General features: G+C 40.7%; 14 protein-coding genes and 1 pseudogene. 6 read left to right on the top strand and 9 right to left on the bottom strand.

What is annotated here, in order from left to right:
* Positions 1 to 7: 7 nt before the first annotated feature.
* A complete protein-coding gene (locus RMX89_RS16620) occupies positions 8 to 220 on the bottom strand; it encodes a PIN domain nuclease (protein WP_322689712.1) in 213 nt (70 codons plus the stop codon).
* Positions 217 to 471 carry a DUF2281 domain-containing protein gene (locus RMX89_RS16615; RefSeq protein WP_322689669.1) on the bottom strand — a complete coding sequence of 85 codons (255 nt, stop codon included), beginning with the start codon at positions 469 to 471 and terminating at the stop codon, positions 217 to 219. Before RMX89_RS16615 ends, RMX89_RS16620 begins: the two co-directional genes overlap by 4 nt.
* Positions 472 to 930: 459 nt before the next feature.
* Here RMX89_RS16615 and RMX89_RS16610 point away from each other — a divergent pair, with 459 nt between their 5' ends.
* Positions 931 to 1,386, top strand: coding sequence for a hypothetical protein (locus RMX89_RS16610; protein WP_322689668.1), 456 nt, complete (start codon positions 931 to 933; stop codon positions 1,384 to 1,386).
* 144 nt (positions 1,387 to 1,530) lie between these two features.
* Here the strand turns inward: RMX89_RS16610 and RMX89_RS16605 are convergent, their stop codons facing one another.
* Positions 1,531 to 3,174 (bottom strand): class I SAM-dependent DNA methyltransferase, encoded by a 1,644-nt coding sequence (locus RMX89_RS16605; protein ID WP_322689667.1) that lies wholly within the window; start codon positions 3,172 to 3,174, stop codon positions 1,531 to 1,533.
* Positions 3,175 to 3,219: 45 nt separating this feature from the next.
* Positions 3,220 to 3,672, bottom strand: coding sequence for a MerR family transcriptional regulator (locus RMX89_RS16600; protein ID WP_322689666.1), 453 nt, complete (start codon positions 3,670 to 3,672; stop codon positions 3,220 to 3,222).
* Between the two features lie 68 nt (positions 3,673 to 3,740).
* On the opposite strand from RMX89_RS16600, the pseudogene cas12k reads away from it, so the two are divergent.
* A pseudogene (cas12k, locus tag RMX89_RS34530) lies at positions 3,741 to 5,650 on the top strand (type V CRISPR-associated protein Cas12k).
* Positions 5,651 to 6,981: 1,331 nt separating this feature from the next.
* Here the strand turns inward: cas12k and mutL are convergent.
* Both mutL and RMX89_RS16580 read right to left on the bottom strand, forming a co-directional pair.
* Positions 6,982 to 8,736, bottom strand: coding sequence for a DNA mismatch repair endonuclease MutL (gene mutL, locus RMX89_RS16585; protein WP_322689663.1), 1,755 nt, complete (start codon positions 8,734 to 8,736; stop codon positions 6,982 to 6,984).
* Between the two features lie 252 nt (positions 8,737 to 8,988).
* A complete protein-coding gene (locus RMX89_RS16580) occupies positions 8,989 to 10,038 on the bottom strand; it encodes an adenosine deaminase (protein WP_322689662.1) in 1,050 nt (349 codons plus the stop codon).
* Positions 10,039 to 10,421: 383 nt separating this feature from the next.
* Between RMX89_RS16580 and RMX89_RS16575 the strand changes: the two genes are divergently transcribed.
* Complete coding sequence (locus tag RMX89_RS16575) at positions 10,422 to 10,631, top strand: hypothetical protein (protein WP_094352741.1); 210 nt, start codon at positions 10,422 to 10,424, stop codon at positions 10,629 to 10,631.
* A 365-nt stretch (positions 10,632 to 10,996) separates the two neighbouring features.
* Here the strand turns inward: RMX89_RS16575 and RMX89_RS16570 are convergent, their stop codons facing one another.
* Entirely contained in the window at positions 10,997 to 11,308 is a 312-nt protein-coding gene (locus RMX89_RS16570) for a threonine dehydratase (RefSeq protein WP_322684240.1), read from the bottom strand.
* Positions 11,309 to 11,414: 106 nt separating this feature from the next.
* A complete protein-coding gene (locus RMX89_RS16565; RefSeq protein ID WP_322689661.1) occupies positions 11,415 to 12,290 on the bottom strand; it encodes a phosphodiester glycosidase family protein in 876 nt (291 codons plus the stop codon).
* A 418-nt stretch (positions 12,291 to 12,708) separates the two neighbouring features.
* On the opposite strand from RMX89_RS16565, the gene RMX89_RS16560 reads away from it, so the two are divergent.
* From RMX89_RS16560 to RMX89_RS16550, 3 genes are all read left to right on the top strand, one after another.
* On the top strand, positions 12,709 to 13,899 hold the full coding sequence (locus RMX89_RS16560; protein WP_322689660.1) for a sigma-70 family RNA polymerase sigma factor: 1,191 nt from the start codon (positions 12,709 to 12,711) through the stop codon (positions 13,897 to 13,899).
* Between the two features lie 25 nt (positions 13,900 to 13,924).
* Positions 13,925 to 15,118, top strand: a complete 1,194-nt coding sequence (locus RMX89_RS16555) for a DUF1822 family protein (protein WP_322689659.1) — start codon at positions 13,925 to 13,927, stop codon at positions 15,116 to 15,118.
* Between the two features lie 208 nt (positions 15,119 to 15,326).
* The gene (locus RMX89_RS16550) at positions 15,327 to 17,714 is read left to right on the top strand and encodes a CHASE2 domain-containing protein (RefSeq protein ID WP_322689658.1); all 2,388 of its coding nucleotides are present in this window, start codon (positions 15,327 to 15,329) and stop codon (positions 17,712 to 17,714) included.
* Positions 17,715 to 18,513: 799 nt separating this feature from the next.
* Here the strand turns inward: RMX89_RS16550 and RMX89_RS16545 are convergent.
* Entirely contained in the window at positions 18,514 to 18,828 is a 315-nt protein-coding gene (locus RMX89_RS16545; RefSeq protein ID WP_322689657.1) for a hypothetical protein, read from the bottom strand.
* Positions 18,829 to 18,933 lie beyond the last annotated feature (105 nt).

Genomic DNA, 18,933 nt, shown 5'->3' with positions numbered 1-18,933 from the left:
AAGGGATTTAAATTATGCCAGTATCTAGTAAAGACATAACAGTATCTTCACCACCATAGAAATCTCGCAAGAGAAAACACGTCTCACTAATTACTGCTTCGCAAGTTAATAAAGGCGGTTCAATCTTTTTCCACTCATTAACCGCCCAATTATGCGAATTTTCCCGATGATTGATAGATGCAACTAATGGCCCTGTATCTAGAAGTACCTTTTTCCTCATTTCCACCCGTACCCTTCTAAATACTTCTTATTGGTAGCTAAATCACCAGGGCCTCCATCAATACAACCAATATACTCCTTAGCAGCTTCATAGGCGGAAATAGGTTCTTTCTCTTCTTTATGCTGTACATCCTGCTTTTGTGCTTTAAAATGCAAAAATTCAATAAAATTTAATACCTCCTGCTGCTTCTCAGGAGATAACTTTTTAAATTCATCAATTATCATTTGTTCTTTATCAATTGCTTGAGTCATGGGTTTATCCTCGATGAAAATAAAAACAATAAGAGCCTTGTAGCTGATTGAAACTTTAGCAATTTACACTATACTACTCATTGCAAACAAACTTAAATACGACTTACACACTGAAGCCTAAAACCTAGATCCCCCCTAGCCCCCCTTAAAAAGGGGGGAACTTCTAAAGCCTTCTTTTTAAGGGGGTTGGGGGATCTCAGTGCGTAAGTCCTGTTAAATACTCAAAGATCGGCTAGCCTAAAATGTGTAGGTAGGTTTGAGGAACGAAAGCTAACATTTTGCAGGGTTTGTTGGGTTTCGCAAAGCTTCAACCCAACCTGCGAATATTCTAACCCCCAACCCCTTCCCTACTAGCGTTGGGGAGTAAGCCTTAAAGCCTCTCTCCTTGTAGGCTAGGGTGTACACACAAGTATGATCAGCATAGGTTTCAACTCTTTTAGTAGTTTCGTAGGGTGCGTTATGACAATTCAGGTTATGTGGAAAAGTCCACGAAAACCTAACCCCCTAACCCCCTTCCCGACACGGGAAGGGGGAAAATTCAAAGTCTCTCTCCTTTTAGGAGAGAGATTTAGAGAGAGGTTTTTCAGATACCGTGAAAAGTCAGGGGTGCGTTATGGACACGCCAAATCAACAAATGAGTACCCTGAAATAACAAATGAGTACCCCGAAATAGCAAATGAGTACGCCGAAATAACAAATGAGTACCCCGAAATAACAAATGAGTACGCCGAAATAACAAATGAGTACCCCGAAATAGCAAATGGGTACGCCGAAATAGCAAATGGGTACGCCGAAATAGCAAATGAGTACCCCGAAATAGCAAATGAGTACCCCGAAATAGCAAATGAGTACCCCGAAATAGCAAATGAGTACCCCGAAATAACAAATGAGTACCCCGAAATAACAAATGAGTAGGCGTAGCCAGCCGTAGGCATCGCCTTATATAAAAAACGCAAATTCCAATACGGTTCAAAGGGCTACTTGTACAAAATTTTGGGTTTTCGAGACGCGATAAATCGCCGTCTCTACAAGTGTTTTGGTCTTATCTGAACTGTATTGCTATAAATTCAACTTTGCTAACACCTCAGCTAAATCTTTATCCGCCCATTCCCTCTCTTGTCTTGCTGCTGCTAAATCTGTCAAAATATCTTCAATGGAACGATGCACAACTTTATCGCTAACATCCACAAACTGCGACGGACTAAGATTATAATCCGCTTCCCTCAACTCTTCTAACTTAACAACTTTACTCAGCTTATCTCGCGTTTCCCAATTGCGATAAACCTCACCAACTGCCTTAATCCCTTCCTTTGTGAAAATATTCTTCGGATCGCCCTTCACAAAATAATCAGCAGCATTAATCAGCAAAAACTCGCCCTTACGATTCAGAGGTTTCAGGCGATTTAACAAAATTACCACCCCTGGCGCAGTCGTGTTATAAAACAAATTTTCAGGTAGTAAAATCACCCCTTCAACTCTGTCCCTTTCCACAAATACCTTGCGAATGTCTCTTTCTTGATTTTTGTTCTGACTCCCCGAACCGCGCGACACCGCACCTGTATCCAAAACAACCGCCGCCCGTCCGTTATCTTTCAGCGATGCCCAAATATGCTGCACCCATCCCCAATCTGCTGAAGATTTAGATGCAATTCCGTCCTGAAACCGTTCAAAAGAATCTTCTTCATAAGCATCTGTGCCGTAGTTGTCCTGATTCCACATCGGATTAGCAACCACATAATCAAAGCGCATCACCTTTTTGTCAACCGTAAATTTAGGTTGTCTAAATGTATCACCAATTTCAATCTGAGTATCAGTAAAATCCTGCAAAAACATATTCATTTTAGCGATCGCAAAAGTCGTCCAGTTCAACTCTTGCCCAAATAACCGGGGTGCTTTACTCTCCTCGCCTGGATGCTTGCGATTGAACACCAGACGCGGCTTAGTTAACAACCTACCCGATCCACAAGTGGGGTCATAAATCTTCGTGTAGGGTTCAGGGTCAATAATTTCCGCAATCAACCAACCCACCTCTGATGGTGTGAGAAACTCCCCCGCACTTTGCCCCTGTCCTTCGGCAAACTTCCGCAGCAGATACTCATAGGCTTCCCCCAAAACATCTGCATTGGTATTTTTTAACCCCAACCGATGCCGACTGATGACTTCAATCAAGTCCTTTAAACGGTCATCATCCAAAACGCGCTGATTGCTTTGCTTCTCGTTATAATCCTTCAGCGTCAGCGTTCCCGATAACCCAGGATTGCGCTTTGCCACTTCCCGCATCGCCGTTGTGATAAACTCTCCTAAGCCATCTTTAGGATGAAAGCGAATCGCATCCCAACGGTATTCATGGGGGACATAGTAACGCACAATCGGCTGACGGTTATTTTTAATTGCATCTTTGTGATCTGCTTCAATGAAAGCACGGGCTAAGTCTCCACCCCCAAATTTCTCGGCGCACTTTTCATACTCATCATCAAACACATCAGACAGCCGTTTGTAGAAAATTAGCGGCAGAATAAAATCTTTGAATTTTGGTGCATCCGTCGCACCGCGTATCTTACAAGCAGCATCCCACAGCCATTGTTCCATTGCCGGAATGTCCAAGCGCTCATCAGCTTGGTTCGCTAACTGTAGAAGTGGTAAATCTCCAGAACCGCTTTCCTCTGCTTGCTTTTTGCTGTTTTTCCTTGTTCCACGCGGCACTATACTTAACTCCTGCGATCGCTTCTATCTTATGAAAGAGAATCCCTATTTTCCCAGTTTCTCGGCTAATTGTTGATAAATGATATCTAACCACACAGGAATCACAGGTTGACCTTGTTCTAGAGATGCGATCGCTTTTTTTTTGTCAAACTCCACAAGCTCAAGCGATACCTTCGGCACGCCTAACGGCGAACGCTCCTGCGCTTGGGACAACAACATAAACCGTTTACCTTTACCTGAAGTAAATAACTCCGGCTCTTGGTCTTTCAGCTTTTTGAGCGTGGTGCTGGCTATGTCAAAACTTAACCCCACAGATAGCCAATATGACATTGCAGCCAGTTCCAGCAGATTTGACTTTGAGTAATAAATACTACGTCCTGTCCCAGTATCACTGATTACAGGAACAATCACCCCTCTCTCTCGCCAATACTGTAGCTGACGAAGGGTGCAGCCTGCGATTTCAGCCGCTTCCTTGCTTGTAAAAAATGTCTCCTGCATACAATTTATTTTACAGAAGACTTGTTTAATACAATTGTGTTAGTATTAGACAATATTGTTTTAAAGCAATGAGCCAAATCACTATTCAGTGTCGTCTTGTAGCCTCAGAACCATCACGCCACCAACTATGGAAGTTGATGGCAGATTTAAATACGCCACTGATTAATGAACTACTACGTCAGGTAAGTCAACACCCAGAGTTTGAGAGTTGGCGACAAAAGGGCAAACACCCCACCAGTATTGTCAAAGAACTCTGCGAACCTTTGAAAACTGACCCTCGCTTTATTGGTCAGCCTGGACGGTTTTATACGAGTGCGATTACCACAGTCAATTACATCTACAAATCTTGGTTGGCACTGATGAAGCGATCGCAGTTCCAACTAGAAGGCAAAATTCGCTGGTTGGAAATGCTCAACAGTGATGTTGAATTGGTAGAAAGTAGTGGTGTCAGCTTAGATAGTCTTCGCACTAAAGCTGCTGAAATTTTGGTTCGATTTGCTCCTCTCAATACTGCTGAAACTCAATCAACGAATGGGAAAAAAGCTAAAAAGCGCAAAAAACCTCAAAATTCAGATAGCGATCGCAATTTATCAAAGAATTTATTTGAGACTTACCGCAACACAGAAGATAACTTGACTCGTTGCGCCATCAGCTATTTGCTCAAAAATGGTTGCAAAATCAACGAGAAAGAGGAAGACGCTAAAAAATTTGCTCAACGTCGCCGTAAACTTGAAATTCAGATTGAACGCATCAGAGAACAGCTAGAAACACAAATTCCCAAAGGTCGAGATTTAACTGCTGCCAAATGGTTAGAAACTATTTTCGTTGCCACTCATAACGTTCCAATAAATGAAGCCGAGGCAAAATCTTGGCAAGACAGCCTTTTAAGACAATCTAGCAAAGTACCTTTCCCGGTAGCTTACGGAAGCAGCGAAGACATGACTTGGTTTAAAAACCAGTTTGGGCGCATCTGTGTAAATTTAAATGTTTCAGTAAGCATAGTTTTCAAGTGTATTGTGATTCTCGCCACCTTCACTGGTTTCAACGCTTCCTAGAAGATCAACAAATTAAGAAAAATAGCAAAAATCAACACTCTAGTAGCCTATTCACCTTGCGTAGTGGGCGTATTGCTTGGCAAGAAGAGAAAGGCAAAGGCGATCCTTGGAATGTTAATCGCTTAACTCTCTACTGTTCTGTAGATACCCGCCTATGGACGACTGAAGGAACCAATCAAGTAAAAGAAGAAAAAGCCGGAAAAACCGCTAAAATTATCACTAATACAAAAGCCAAAGGCAAGCTTAATGAAGAACAGCAAGCCCATATAAAACGGCAAAACTCTATTTTAGACACAATTAATAACCCTTTTCCTCGCCCCACGAAACCTTTGTATAAAGGACAATCTCATATTCTTGTTGGTGTTAGCCTTGGCTTAGACAAGCCTGCAACGCTAGCGGTAGTATATGGCACAATAGGTCAAGTAATTACCTATCACAGCATCAGACAACTACTGGGTGATAATTACAAACTCCTAAATCGACAGCGACAGCAAAAGCATTTTTTATCCCACCAACGCCAAATAGCTCAAACGCTTGCTGCACCAAATCAGTTTGGAGAATCGGAGTTAGGGGAGTATATTGACAGATTACTAGCGAAAGAGATTATTGCGATCGCCCAAACATACTCTGCTGGAAGTATTGTTCTACCCAAATTGGACAATATACGAGAGCAAGTTCAGAGTGAAATTCAAGCCAAAGCTGAACAAAAATCAGACTTAATAGAAGTTCAACAAAAGTATGCCAAACAGTACCGAGTTAGCGTTCATCAATGGAGTTATGGCAGATTGATGGCAAATATTCACTCGTCAGCTGTTAAAGCTGGAATTGTGATAGAGGAGTCAAAACAGCCAATTCGAGGTAGTCCACAAGAGAAAGCGAAAGAATTAGCGATCTCCGCTTACCATTCTCGCAAAATAAACTGATTGACAAAACACCGAACCTTGACAATAAAATAAGAAAATTCAACAGCGCCGCAGTTCATGCTTGTTACAAGCCTCTGTGCTGTGTAAATTTGGGTTAGTTTGACTGCTGTTAAACAGTCTTGCTTTCTGACCCTGGTAGCTGCCCACCTTGATGCTGCTATCCCTTGTGGATAGGAATTAGGTGCGCCCCCAGTAATAGAGGTGCGGGTTTACCGCAGTGGTGGCTACTGAATCACCTCCGAGCAAGGGGGAACCCACCTTAATTATTTTTTGGCATGGTAAAGCGGGAGCGATTTCCCTGGGACTCCTGCCAAAACTTTAAATCGCTTGTTTAATAAGGTTTATAGCCTTTAATATGTCAGTTGATTTACTTTTTTAAGTATTAACTGACGGGCGATTTTGGGAGACGTTACAAAAATGCCTTCATAACTATTGGTAAATCAAGGGTTTGAAGCGCAGAGTTTCAACACCCCTCCCAGCTAGAGGCGGGTTGAAAGATGCCTAATTGCTGCTGCAACTCTGCGATTTTTTGGTTTCAACACCCCTCCCAGCTAGAGGCGGGTTGAAAGAGCATTTCTTGGGCTTTACCAAAAGCAAGCATAGCGTTTCAACACCCCTCCCAGCTAGAGGCGGGTTGAAAGTGCTGTACTCAGACGATGAATTCACTCAACTCCCTGAAGTTTCAACACCCCTCCCAGCTAGAGGCGGGTTGAAAGATTTCAGTTAAATCGTAATGTACGCTGCCTATACCAGTTTCAACACCCCTCCCAGCTAGAAAAGGCGAGTTAAAAGGAGGGACACACAAAAAACAAAAGCAATCAGAAGTATTTCAACACCCTTCTCAGTTAAAGATGGTTTAAAATCAGGAAAAATGAGACTTTGCACGATAATACTTTTTTACGTTTCAAAAGCATTCCTAGCTAGAGAAGGGTTGAGAGGATGTTTGGAAATTGACAATTTTTTTGGAGAGAGTTTTACAAACTTATCTTAAAAATAGGTGGGTTGAAAGATTGGTAAAAGTCATGGAATTATTGAACTAATGGGACAAGAACTTGTCAACTTACAGCAATTTTCATTTATTTGAACCACAAATCCTCATAGGGGGGTAAGGTCTTGCTGTCAAGGTTGATGTATGACAGTAACACACCACGCTGAAAAGTTTAACGATATTTTTAACGATATTATTTTGTTAATGGTTAGCTAAGACAATTTGATGACATAGTGAATGCAGACATTATTTTGGCAATACTGACATTAATCTGTCAACGCGGACAAATAACTTGGCAATCTACAACAGCAAACGACATTTAGTATTAGCATTACTGAAAACATCAAATTCCATGACTTTTTCCAATTACCCAATTACGTCGGAAAAACCGAGCTAAAGCTGATTCTTCTAAAGATAAATAAATTGGTCGTCCATGAGGACAGGTGCGAGGGTTGCGAGTACGTTGCCAATTATCTAAAAGTGTCTGCATTTCTTGCTGATTCATGGGTGTACCATTACGAATAGCACTGCGACAGGCAACAGCGACTTGGGCTGTTTGTAAATCCCCTCCCCAACTAAGCTCTAAAATTGCTTCTGCACAGTCGTTTCGCTGTTGCAAAGGTGCGGGGATATTACGGACTGCCCAAAGTTGTTCGCCAAAGGGTTCTATTTCTAAACCGATGCGTTGCAATTGTGATACTTGCGCTGGCGATAATTGATAAAGAATTATTGACGGTTCGACGGGGACAAGTTGCCAATTATCAGACAATTGCTCATATAAAACTCGCTCATGGGCAATGTGCTGTTCTACTAACCACATACCACTTGAATGTTCCGCCACAATATAAGTGTTGCTAACTTGCGCGACAGCTTTTAAAGAGTTAGGAGTTGGGAGTGAGGAGTTAGGAGTTTTGGGATTTTCATTAGGATTTTGAGAATTGAAATTATAGCTGCCTTTGGCTTCTGCGGCTTTGAGTAATTTACTAACTCGTGTTGTGTGAACAGCTTCTTTGAGATTGTTAGAAGAAATGCTGAGTGCTTGGTTAATTGCTTGGGTAATTTGCTCTTGCCAATAAATGATTTCGTTGAGGTAAATTTCTGTTTTTGCTGGATTACGATTCCAGTTAATTTGATCGGGGGAAATGGCAAGATGTAAGAAACAAATTGGATAGCGATCGCGTGGTAATGTTCTATGAAATGCTGATAATATGGTTTGCTCTAGTTCCGGTGTCTTAATCATGCGTCTGTTGATAGCTACACGTACCCAATCTGGACGATGACGATGAGTGCGATCGGGTAATCCTACCACTAAATTTAGTGCTGAGTGAGGAGAGACGCGATTCATCGCGTCTGTACAAGTGTCCGTAGAGACGCGATTCATCGCGTCTGTACAAGAGTTGGGGGGGTTGGGTATTTCGAGTTTGACTTCTTGCAAGTCACCTTGTCGCACTTGTGGTAAAATCTGCGGTAGCAATTGCCCAATTGTCGCTGCCGGACAAATGGTGAACCATTGACGGTCATTTTGCCAAATCTGCCAGGTGACGTGGGGATGACAGAGGGCGATTTGGTGAATTGTGGCTTGCACAGCTTTCATTTGCTGTGCTGTTGTGGGTAATCCCTGACGACGAGATGAGCAATTACCGAAAAGATGAGAAACTGTAACTACTGTACCAGGTGCGATCGCAGTTGCTTCAACTTGTACAACTTTCCCGCCATCGCCATAAATTATCCGCCATCCTAAATTTCCCTCCAGAGGGCGACTCAAAATTTCTAAATCAGCCAAAGTCGTTAAACTGTGCAACGCCTCACCACGAAAACCCAAACTGTTAATTTTCCACAAATCGGCACTAGAGCGAATTTTACTAGTGCTGTGGGCTGTGGCTGCTTGTTGCAAATCATCTAGGTTCATTCCACAGCCATTATCTGCCACGCGAATTCGCCATTGCTGCGGCCATAGATAAACCACAATTCGCGTTGCACCTGCGTCTAGGGAATTTTCTACCAATTCCCGCACCACAGAGGCTAAAGAGTCGATTACCTCTCCAGCTGTAATGAGATATACAACTTCTGTTGGTAGAGCTTGAATAGTAGATGCCATAAATTATAGTTTATAGCTTCTGGGGCACGCTATATACGACTTATATCAAGAATCCTTTCTCAGCAACAAAAGAACCACAAATAAACACTGATAAATTATCTGTGTGCATCTGTGGTTTAATTTATAAAACATTAATTTTGCAAGATATCTATTGTGTATTACAACTTTTTCTATGGCATCAGAAAAAGTTAGTAATTGCAACATTAATTAACATTAAATCACCTGACTTTATAAATATTTTTAGGCGATTCGTTAATTACTATCTCTCATGGACAAAATTTTCGGTGGTTCAGGTTTGAGCAAACCGTTCAACAGTGATGCAGGACGTTGACTATAAGGCCAAGCAAAAGCATGACGGAAAGCCGCATCTTGACAAGCTTGTAGTTGTGCAAAACTAATAATGTTGTAAGTCAAGAGATTCTCATACTCAAATGGTAGACGCACATTGTGCAATCCGGCATTATCAGTACAGATAGCGATATCAACTCCAGCATCAAGACAACGGTCAAAAACTAATTTGAGTTGACGTATATCTTGCAAAGTTCCAGTTTTTAGGTAAGTTGTCGGACAAACCTCTAAACATTGCCCGCGTCTAGCTACATCATTAAGTAGCTCTGGATATAGTAGGGGAATTTGAATGCCGTGACCAATCCGCATCAAATATGGTAACAGTTCTGGGTAACAACCAGCGGTGGTTTCATATAGATGTCCCGTGGTGTTAACGCCCAGCGATCGCGCATAATCATATAAGCTAATCCATTCTTCTAAGCGATCGGCGTAATAACTATCACCTCCTGCTACATCTACTGCACAGACATACTGTTTATTTTGCGCCGCCAAATCAACAATCGCCTTGTTCACCTCATAAGGTAGGCGCGTATGCATACAGAGAATTTGGCTAGTAACAATCGGATATTCTGGCTGCTGGCTGGCAAGCCCTACTACTCGCACAATTTCTGCCATCTTGTCAATTCTTGCAGATTGACTCAGATGCTCAGGTGTCCGCAAATAAGGAGTGTAACGCAGTTCCAGATAAGCCAAATTTTCAAATATGTAAGCACCCCGCACCAAGCGATAGATAAAGTAAGGCAAAGTTTCTACAGTTTGGACGCTTTCTACCAAGGTGTGTAATTCTAGATACTCATCTAGAGTGTTACGTGGGCGGGTATAAAAATCTTCAAAATCTGAATAGTCAGCAAAGCGGGAAATTAACTCCGAAGAATGCCGCTCGAAATATCGCCATAAAACTCGTGGTACGACCGAGCCGCCTAGATGTCTATGTAATTCAGCGTATAAAGCCATAGTGGTATTTTTAAGTAAAAATTTCAATGATTGTAACAAAAACATCGAAAGAAAAATTTGTCTTCAAACAAATTTTGCTCCAACTTCTTTGGAGTAGAGGTTTCCCTACATCTTAATTTCAACAAATACTCCGACCTGTAAACTGTGCAAACGATTTGGTGGCTTGGAATTAGATAGGGTTGAGAGCAACAGATAAATTTCTGCTTCCTACCTCCTGCACTAATATTTGCAGCCCGAACAAACTTGACATTACCAAGATTAAATTGATAGCATTGATATCCTTTTTGTGCTATAGTAAAGAAACATTGCTATTGTTAAGCGAGTGAAATATAGCAATATATTTTTTCTTTAACAAAGCAAATTCCTGGCAAGGTTGGTATTAATTGAAAATTCAAGCGTTGGAAGTCAAGGCTGGCGATCGCATTATTGCTTACTGCAACAATAAAATGCAAACCTGCAAGGTAAAACGCATTTTAGATCCAGGTCAAGCCAATATCACACTATCAGTATTCACCTCTGAGAATTATCGCGGTTGCTCAGTTTCATCTATAGTTCGCTTCCAAAGCAACGCTTTAGTTGATTTGGTAAGTTAGCTAAAAACCAAGTAAATATTCAAACTCAAAAATATTTCTAGCTATTGTCCAGCCTCAAACTGGACAAAATTTTTGTGAAAGGTGCGATGCCTGCCGTAAACGATCGCCTACGCACATCCAAATTCGTTAATTGTGGCTAGATGATTTTTCTAAAAATGTAAAGCGCAATTTAGGTATTGCTAAACTGTTCCAGATATAATTTGTACATCTAAATTTAATTAAAATATTGTGGGGTGGACAGCGTTCGGCTGACTTGTACTGAGCGTTATTAAAGTAGCGCTGACGCCAAATTATTGCCCACCCTAATTATGCAAGTTAAAGGTGGAACAGCTTATTACTATTAACCCTCTACTTGATGGCTTTTGTTAGTTCTTTTTCACATCACGAGCCATGTTGAGGTAGTAGTCGTCAAGTTTAGCATTAGAACGACGGCGGTTAGGGGCAGGAATTTTAGTAGTGTTATCCCGATTCGTTTCAATTGGCTGTTTAGTTGAAGCTTGATTTACGTCTTGCACCCGATCGGATTCTAAGAAATAACCAGACTCAGAGAATCCGAAAAGCTTGGCAAACAAACCAAATAAATTTCCGAAAAAATTAGAAATACTTTGGAATAAAACACCAAACAAGCCTTCAAGACGAAGGAACAAGTTCCGAATAATTTGAGTTAGACGAAGCATAATAGCACCTTCAATGATTGCCTATTACTATTGTGACGCAATTCGGATTCGGGAATTGCTGATATGGAAAAAATCTACCAGTAGGTAGGTATAATTCCCACAATCCCTACCTTTTCTGAACCAGCAAAACCGACTTTACAGGACGCTTGATAAAATTTCCCTCCAAATCAACCTTCCCGTAAAAGGTTTTCCCATTGTAATAAAGCGAAGACGAACTTCCTCCATCCAGATTCATGGCGCGATCGGCTCCAAGAGTTTTCATCAAATCAGCTAATGCTGGCAAAGATATTCCATTCGCGGGAGCCGAGGGTTTTTGAGCCACCATAACTAAAATAACGCTGCCATCAGGGGTGATACCTACAGCAGTTCTGGCATTGGGTTGATTGCTGCCAAGCGCATCTCGTTTATTAGCGTTGTCTACAAAGCCCTCTTTTTCTAAGGTGAGTTCTGGTAATAGGCGCGGGCCAGCACCGATAGCATCAACTAACTGACAACCTGCTGGTGGTGACTGACTGTGTAGGGCAATGGAATAGCGGCTAGTTTGCCCGCATAAGTAGCGACGGAATTCTGTGCGATTGAATATTTGGCCCAAATAAGATTTTAAGTTGGGATTGTTCACCAGCCGTTCGTTTTGTTTGGGATCGGCTATCAATTTTCCTTGTTGGACAACATAAGATGTAGTTTTTTGGTTGACTGGATCAAAAAAGCCTGCATTCAAAATAGCCACGGCTTGATGCTTTTGGGCAAATTCCTCTACAGTGGCTACCTTCTGTGATAGTGCAGGAGTCACCAAAAATTTGCTATTAACTGGAATCAGCACGATGTGAGCGATGCCTTGGGGCAAAGTGCGATCGAAGTAGCGGATAGTTTTTGCTGGTGAAGCTGCAATAGTGGGTATTGAAGGTGTTGAAAAACGCAAATTAAACCACAACACCATTGCTAAACTAATTAATATCAAAGCCAGTAGTTTGATTTTTCTCACTTTTAAACTCACGTGCGGTTAGCTCAAAAAAGTTGATTTAATCGATTTAATTAAAATACTTTAAGCTGAAAAATAAGCAATTAACTTTAATTATTCCCGGTTCGCCCATTTTTTAAGGATTTAGGAAAAATAGATAGTCAAAAGTATACCGAAGGGCGTATTCCCAAAAAGGCTCAATTAGGTATATGTTCGCAATTATGGCTACTAAACCCATAATTACAAAAATTTAACTTTAAAATAACTAAACTATCTAGATTCAACAGAATATGAATAGAGTTATCTTCAAAAACATCAAGGAATAAAATATGTGCGCTATTGAATTGGAAATTAGCAAACCAGTATCTTGCAATTGTCCACAGAGATATCTGCGGTTTTGATAGTTGCTTAAGTTCGGATCGATTGAAATTGTTAACTGCTTATGCGTCCTCGTCAAAAAATTATCGAGATGTTCTCAACCTTCGTTGAGTTGGAAGGAGACAGATTCAGCAAATGGTTGATTGATATCAAACTACATCGAAATATTCAAAATTGCTTGGAGTCTTCATCATTCGTCCCTAACTCAGAAAACTTTTGGGCATTACATTGGTACAAATGCTGGCGAGAGGAATCTAATAGCCTTGCTAGAATGCATTTATCTGCTTATTTACAGGAACAAAATTATTGGGCTGCTAAAAAGACTATTGCCAAATTTACAAATAGTCAACATAGCCTAGCAGATTATTTTCAAATGGCGAATGCTGAAATTGAAACAATTCTCAAAAATTTTAATCTAGAAAAATGCTCTAGCTTAAAAGCCTATGCTACTATGGCAGTTCCGAGTCGGCTAAAAGATATTTTACGCCAACGCAAGGAAGCTGATATTTGCACAAATTGGGCATTGTTACGCAAAGTAAGCAAAAAGCAGTTTTTAGAAGCTCTTGCTCAAGCTGGATTATCACCGATTCTAATTGTTCAATATCGATTAGCCTGGACTTGTTTCAAAGAACTGTATGTTCAAAACCAACCAGGTGGCACAAAGTCACTACCAGAACCAGAACCTCAACTTTGGGAAGCTATTGTCAAGCTCTACAACCGCGATCGCCAAAATCAGTTAACTCAACCTACTCCAGAATCCACGAGAGAGAAAATTGAACAGTGGCTAACCCAAGCAGCTATCTACGTGCGTGGTTATCTGTATCCACCTGTTAGTTCTCTAAATGTAGTGATACCAAAAGATGACTCCACAACAACTTTTGATTTGCCAGATCCATCCTCTGAATCATTAATCACGGAGATGATAGCCCAAGAGGATGCCCAAAACCAACAAAATCAACGATCTCAGATTGAAGCTGTTTTGTTAAAAACTTTACAAGCTTTTGAGGCAAAAACTCAAGAAATACTTCAACTTTATTACCAACAGGGATTAACTCAGCCACAGATTGTAGAACGCCTACAAATGAGTCAGCCTACTGTTTCTCGTCGGCTGATCAAATGTAGAGAATCAATGCTGAAAGCATTGATCCAATGGAGCCAAGACACGCTTAATATTTCTGTGACTTCCAACCTAGTTAATGATATGAGTAGTGCTTTGGAAGAATGGTTGAAAGTTAAGTATGGGGAATATCGCTGAAATTATGAATGATGAGGTAGTAAGAATGACTTCGGCTTTTACTGAACCGCAGGAACTGTTGTTAGAAATATCACCATCATTACAGACAAGTTCTTGGCAAGAAAGCCAAATGTACGCCACACCTAGCAGTCGCTGGCGTGCTTACATAAATCAAATTTGCGTTTATGGGTTTTTGAATTGGGTAAAAGCTGAATATGTTCCAGAAGCAAGTATCTGGCATAGTTCTCCTGGTATTCCTGCTTTTTGGGAATTTGTCAATGGCACAGCAATTTTGTTAAATCAAAAGCGAGTCGTTTTAATTCCTAGCGAGGCAATTGATGATAGTGAGTTAGAAGTTCCTCAAGAATGGGTAGACATTCCTAGTTGGGCAGCAGACTATTATTTAGCAGTGCAAGTTACAGCAGATGGGAAGTGGGTAAGAATTTGGAGCTATATAACCCATCAAGAACTTAAATCACTAGCAGACTACGACCAAGTAGATAGGACTTATTGTATAGATGCACGGCACTTAATTAAAGACCTTAATGCTTTTTGGATCACCTACCAATTTTGTGGAACAGAGGAGATGAAAGGTGCGATCGCTCCACTCCCACAATTATCGACTCCTCAAGCAGAAAATCTTGTGCAAGAGTTAGGAAATCCCTCTGTAACATTTCCTAGACTGGCAGTACCATTCACAACCTGGGGAGTGCTATTAGAAAATGAGCAGTGGCGGCAGCGTTTGTACCAAGAAAGACTGCAATCTGCACCTACGCAATTTTCACAAGTACAAGTGAGTCTCAGTCGTTGGTTGGAGCAGATTTACGATGCTTCTTGGCAAGCTATAGAGACTTTTTTTGAGCCAAACTCCAGTAGCCTAGCTTTTAATTTCCGCACTTCTTCCGGGTTAAATGCTGCCGCGATCAAACGCGCCAAGCTGATTAACTTGGGAATAGAAATAGAGACTCAAAAAGTTATTTTATTAATCGCCTTAATACCAGAAGCTAACCAACAAGTTAGTATTCGCGTGCAACTACATCCAGCTTGTAATCAACTTGACCTACCTGCTAATATCAAGCTAATTTTACTTTCAGATCGAGGGGAAATACTTCAACAAGTACAAGCAAGAATTCAAGATAGTTATATGCAGTTAAAACTCTTTGATGGGGAAGTAGGAGAATGTTTCAGCATCCAGGTTGGTCTTGATAATTATCAAATAACAGAAAATTTCATAATTTAGTTATTATGAGCCAGCAGTGTCAAATTGGTTGATGCAATCTCTTTGCGGTGGCTTGTAAACGTTGTTTTTGCTCGAAAGTCATAGGTTTAGACCAAATTTGTCTTGTGTAGTCCTTACACTGCACTTTTATTTGGTATTTTTGCATAAGTAGAATGCTCTCTGTTGATTAGTCATTAGTTAATCACGAATGGCTAAGTCCATTTAACTTATGAGTAAGCTAGTTGTCTTCAGCTTCTTGGGAGGAGATTTAAATCAAGGATTTCCTGTTGTCACGGCTCAAGTTTGGTGTGATAACCAATTTGTACCTGTGAAATTAACAGGGAGTCTACCGCCAGCACCAGAACTAAGCGAACTCTACCGCAGATGGCAATTACTCTACGCAGCAGTTCATCAACGCCTGGGTAGGAATCAACGGATAAAAGTACATTCGCAAGACATAACCAATATTTCTGTCAATGACTTTAATGAAGTGTGTCAACAGCTACAAGCAAATATCAATGCTTGGTTAAAATGTGAATCATTTCAGAATATTGAACGGCAGTTGCGAACTCTACTTAGTCGTAATGATGAAATTAGAGTAATTATTGAAACAAATATAGTTTTACTGCATCGCTTGCCTTGGCATCTGTGGCATTTTTTTGAAGATTACCCGAAAGCGGAATTAGCTTTAAGCAATCATGAGTATGAATCTACTCATTTATTACAAAAATCTCCTACAGGTAAAGTCAAAATTTTGGCAATTCTAGGCAATAGAGTTGGTATTGATATTGATAAAGATGCCTCTGCTTTACAAGGTTTAACAGATGGCAAAACCACTTTTCTTATAGAACCAACACGACAAACACTTGACGAGCATCTATGGAATCATGATTGGGATATTCTATTTTTTGCCGGACATAGCACTAGTCTTACTGACGGAGAAATTGGGGAAATTTGTATCAATCAAACAGAAAGTTTAACAATTTCGCAGTTGAAAAATGGACTTAAGGCAGCAATTATACGCGGTTTAAAACTAGCAATTTTCAATTCTTGTGACGGAATTGGCTTAGGACGAAATTTAGCTGATTTAAACATTCCCCAAATGATTGTAATGCGGGAAGGAGTGCCAGATTTAATAGCACAGGAATTTTTAAAAAACTTTCTTACCGCCTTTGCAGATAGCAAACCATTTTACTTGGCTGTGCGAGAAGCGCGAGAAAGACTTCAAGGACTGGAAAATGAATTTCCTTGTGCCAGTTGGTTGCCAGTTATCTATCAAAATCCTACAACTATTTCTACTACGTGGCAAGAATTGTGCGGTAATTTTGCTGATACTAAATTTGTAGGTGAAGTTTTGACAAAAGGTAAAATTGCAACACCAAAACTCAAACTTTTGACTGTACTACTTAGTACTTTGATTGTGGCTCTTTCAACATTAGGCTTGAGATACTTGGGAATTTTTGAAAAAATCGAACTACAAACTTTCGATCAAATGCTACGGTTGCGACCTCAAGAAGAGCCAGATCCAAGGTTAATAATTATAGAAATTACTGAAAAAAATATTCAATCACGACAAGAGATGACCAAAGGACTGAAATCTATTTCGGATAGTACGTTAGCTAAATTGCTCAACAAAATACAAAAGTATCAACCGCGAGTTATTGGACTGGATATTTATAGAGACTTAGCCGATCCTCCAAATAAATCAAATCCAATACAACTTCCGACTGAACTTAATAAAGATAATGTTGTTGTTGTCTGCAAAAGCCGCGATCGCAAATATGACCCACAAGGTGTTAAACCTCCGAAAGACGTACCTGTAGAACGCCAGGGTTTTACTGATGCAATTCAAGACTCAGATGGTATTGTCCGCCGCCAAATTTTGATGATGGCACAAGAGCCTTCTTCAACTTGTACAACGCCTTATTCGCTCTCGTTGCAATTAATTACTCGTTACTTATCTTATGAAAATATTAAACCTAAATTTAATGAAAATTATGTACAGTTTGGCTCTAAAGTATTTAAACGCTTAAAATTTAGCCGTAGTGGTGCCTATCAACAAGGAGTTGATTTAGGCGGAAATCAAATACTTATCAATTACCGTAATACAGATTATCAGAGAGTTTCTCTTGATGAGGTATTGAGCGATAAATTCGATCGTAAATCAATGAAAGATAAGGTAGTGCTCGTTGGCGTGACAGCTAATACAGTCAGCGATACTTGGTCAACTCTCTACAGTACTGCACAGCAAGATTACCAAGAAATACCAGGGATATTTATACAAGCACAAATGGTTAGCCAAGTTTTGAGTGCAGTTTTAGACCAACGTCCAATTCTTTGGGTTTTGCCTTACTGGAGCGATATTCTTTGGATATGCGGCTGGTCTGTAGTTGGGAGTCTGATTATTTGGCGGGTGCGATCGCTCTCACATCAGAGATGCGCCATCTTTGTAACTGTTGTTATATTATATGGAGTTTGTGCGATCGCTCTTTTAAAACAAGGGTTATGGTTGCCATTTATTCCTTCTGCCTTTGCCGTGGTTGCAAGCGGTGTTGTTATAGTGTTGATTCAACGCCGTCAGGAATTTTTTACCCTTCCAGAACCCTTAGTTAAATAAAATTTTCCTTTATAACTGAAAAATAACGTCAATTTGATTGATATGACATCTATGGATTCGGTGCGTTGACATCGGGGGAGTCAGTATTTACAATGTTTGTATTCATGATTAAGTACCTTTTTAGAACATTTAGATTTTGGATAAATTCGCACGCTCATCAACCATCATCCATGAGCGATCGCATTTCTTTTAAGACTGTCGCTACAAGGATCGCACTTGAACAAACAGACATCGCAATAAATAAACCTTTATCCATGAGCGATCGCCTACTTTTAAGACTGTCGCTACAAGATTAGCGATCGCACTTGGACAAACAGACATCGCACTCTTATTAACCTTCTTACACGAGCGATCGCCTGACTTTTAACACAGTCCCTACAAAAAGAGCGATCGCACTCTTGAGAACAGACATCGCACTCTTATCAACCGTCCTACATGGGCGATCGCATTTCTTTTAAGACTGTCGCTACAAGGATCGCACTCTTGAGAACAGACATCGTACTCTTATCAACCGTCCTACATGAGCGATCGCATTCCTTTTAAGACTGTCTCTACAAGATTAGCGATCGCACTTGGAAGAGCAGACATCGCACACTCATCAACCGTCCTACACTCGCTTTCGCATTCTTTTTAAGATAATCTCAACAGTCACTCCGTTATGCTTTGTGCAACAGTTCCACCAAGATTTCTCAAGTCACAAATTCAGCATATTTGTGATGAACGGGGTGAAGAAAATCGATTTACCCTACCGTTTCCATCCGTAGATCTCGGATTAAAATCTGGTTACCTGCTATCTGCGCTATTGGCTAAGTATGCCTAATTGTGTTAACTCTTGTCTATAGTTATTAGGCAATGCTTTTGAGTCGTCTTTCCAAGAGAAATAACCCGTTTGCGAATCATGCGTCAGTCTCCCGTAAAACTGATCATTTATTTTAATTGAAACGTAAGTAACGAAAACATTGGTATCTTCTGCAATTCGCGTATGAAGACCGTAACCAACACTGGTAGGAACACCGAGATGAATATGGTTGCGTTGATCGTTTGCAGGCCAATAGGCATTACCCTGTTCAAGATGCCAGTTTCTATTTCTTAATCCGAGCTCTGAAACTTGCAAATACCGTGGTTGCGGCGGCGGGCTGGGGGGACGTGGCGGTCTGGAGGAATGTGGCGGTCTGGAGGAATGTGGCGGTCTGGAGGAATGTGGCGGTCTGGAGGAATG

The sequence above is a fragment of the Nostoc sp. DedSLP04 genome (assembly GCF_034530775.1).
Classification (GTDB): Bacteria; Cyanobacteriota; Cyanobacteriia; order Cyanobacteriales; family Nostocaceae; genus Nostoc.
Note: the sequence above shows the minus strand (reverse complement) of the source record. Positions and strands in the feature narration are given on the sequence as shown.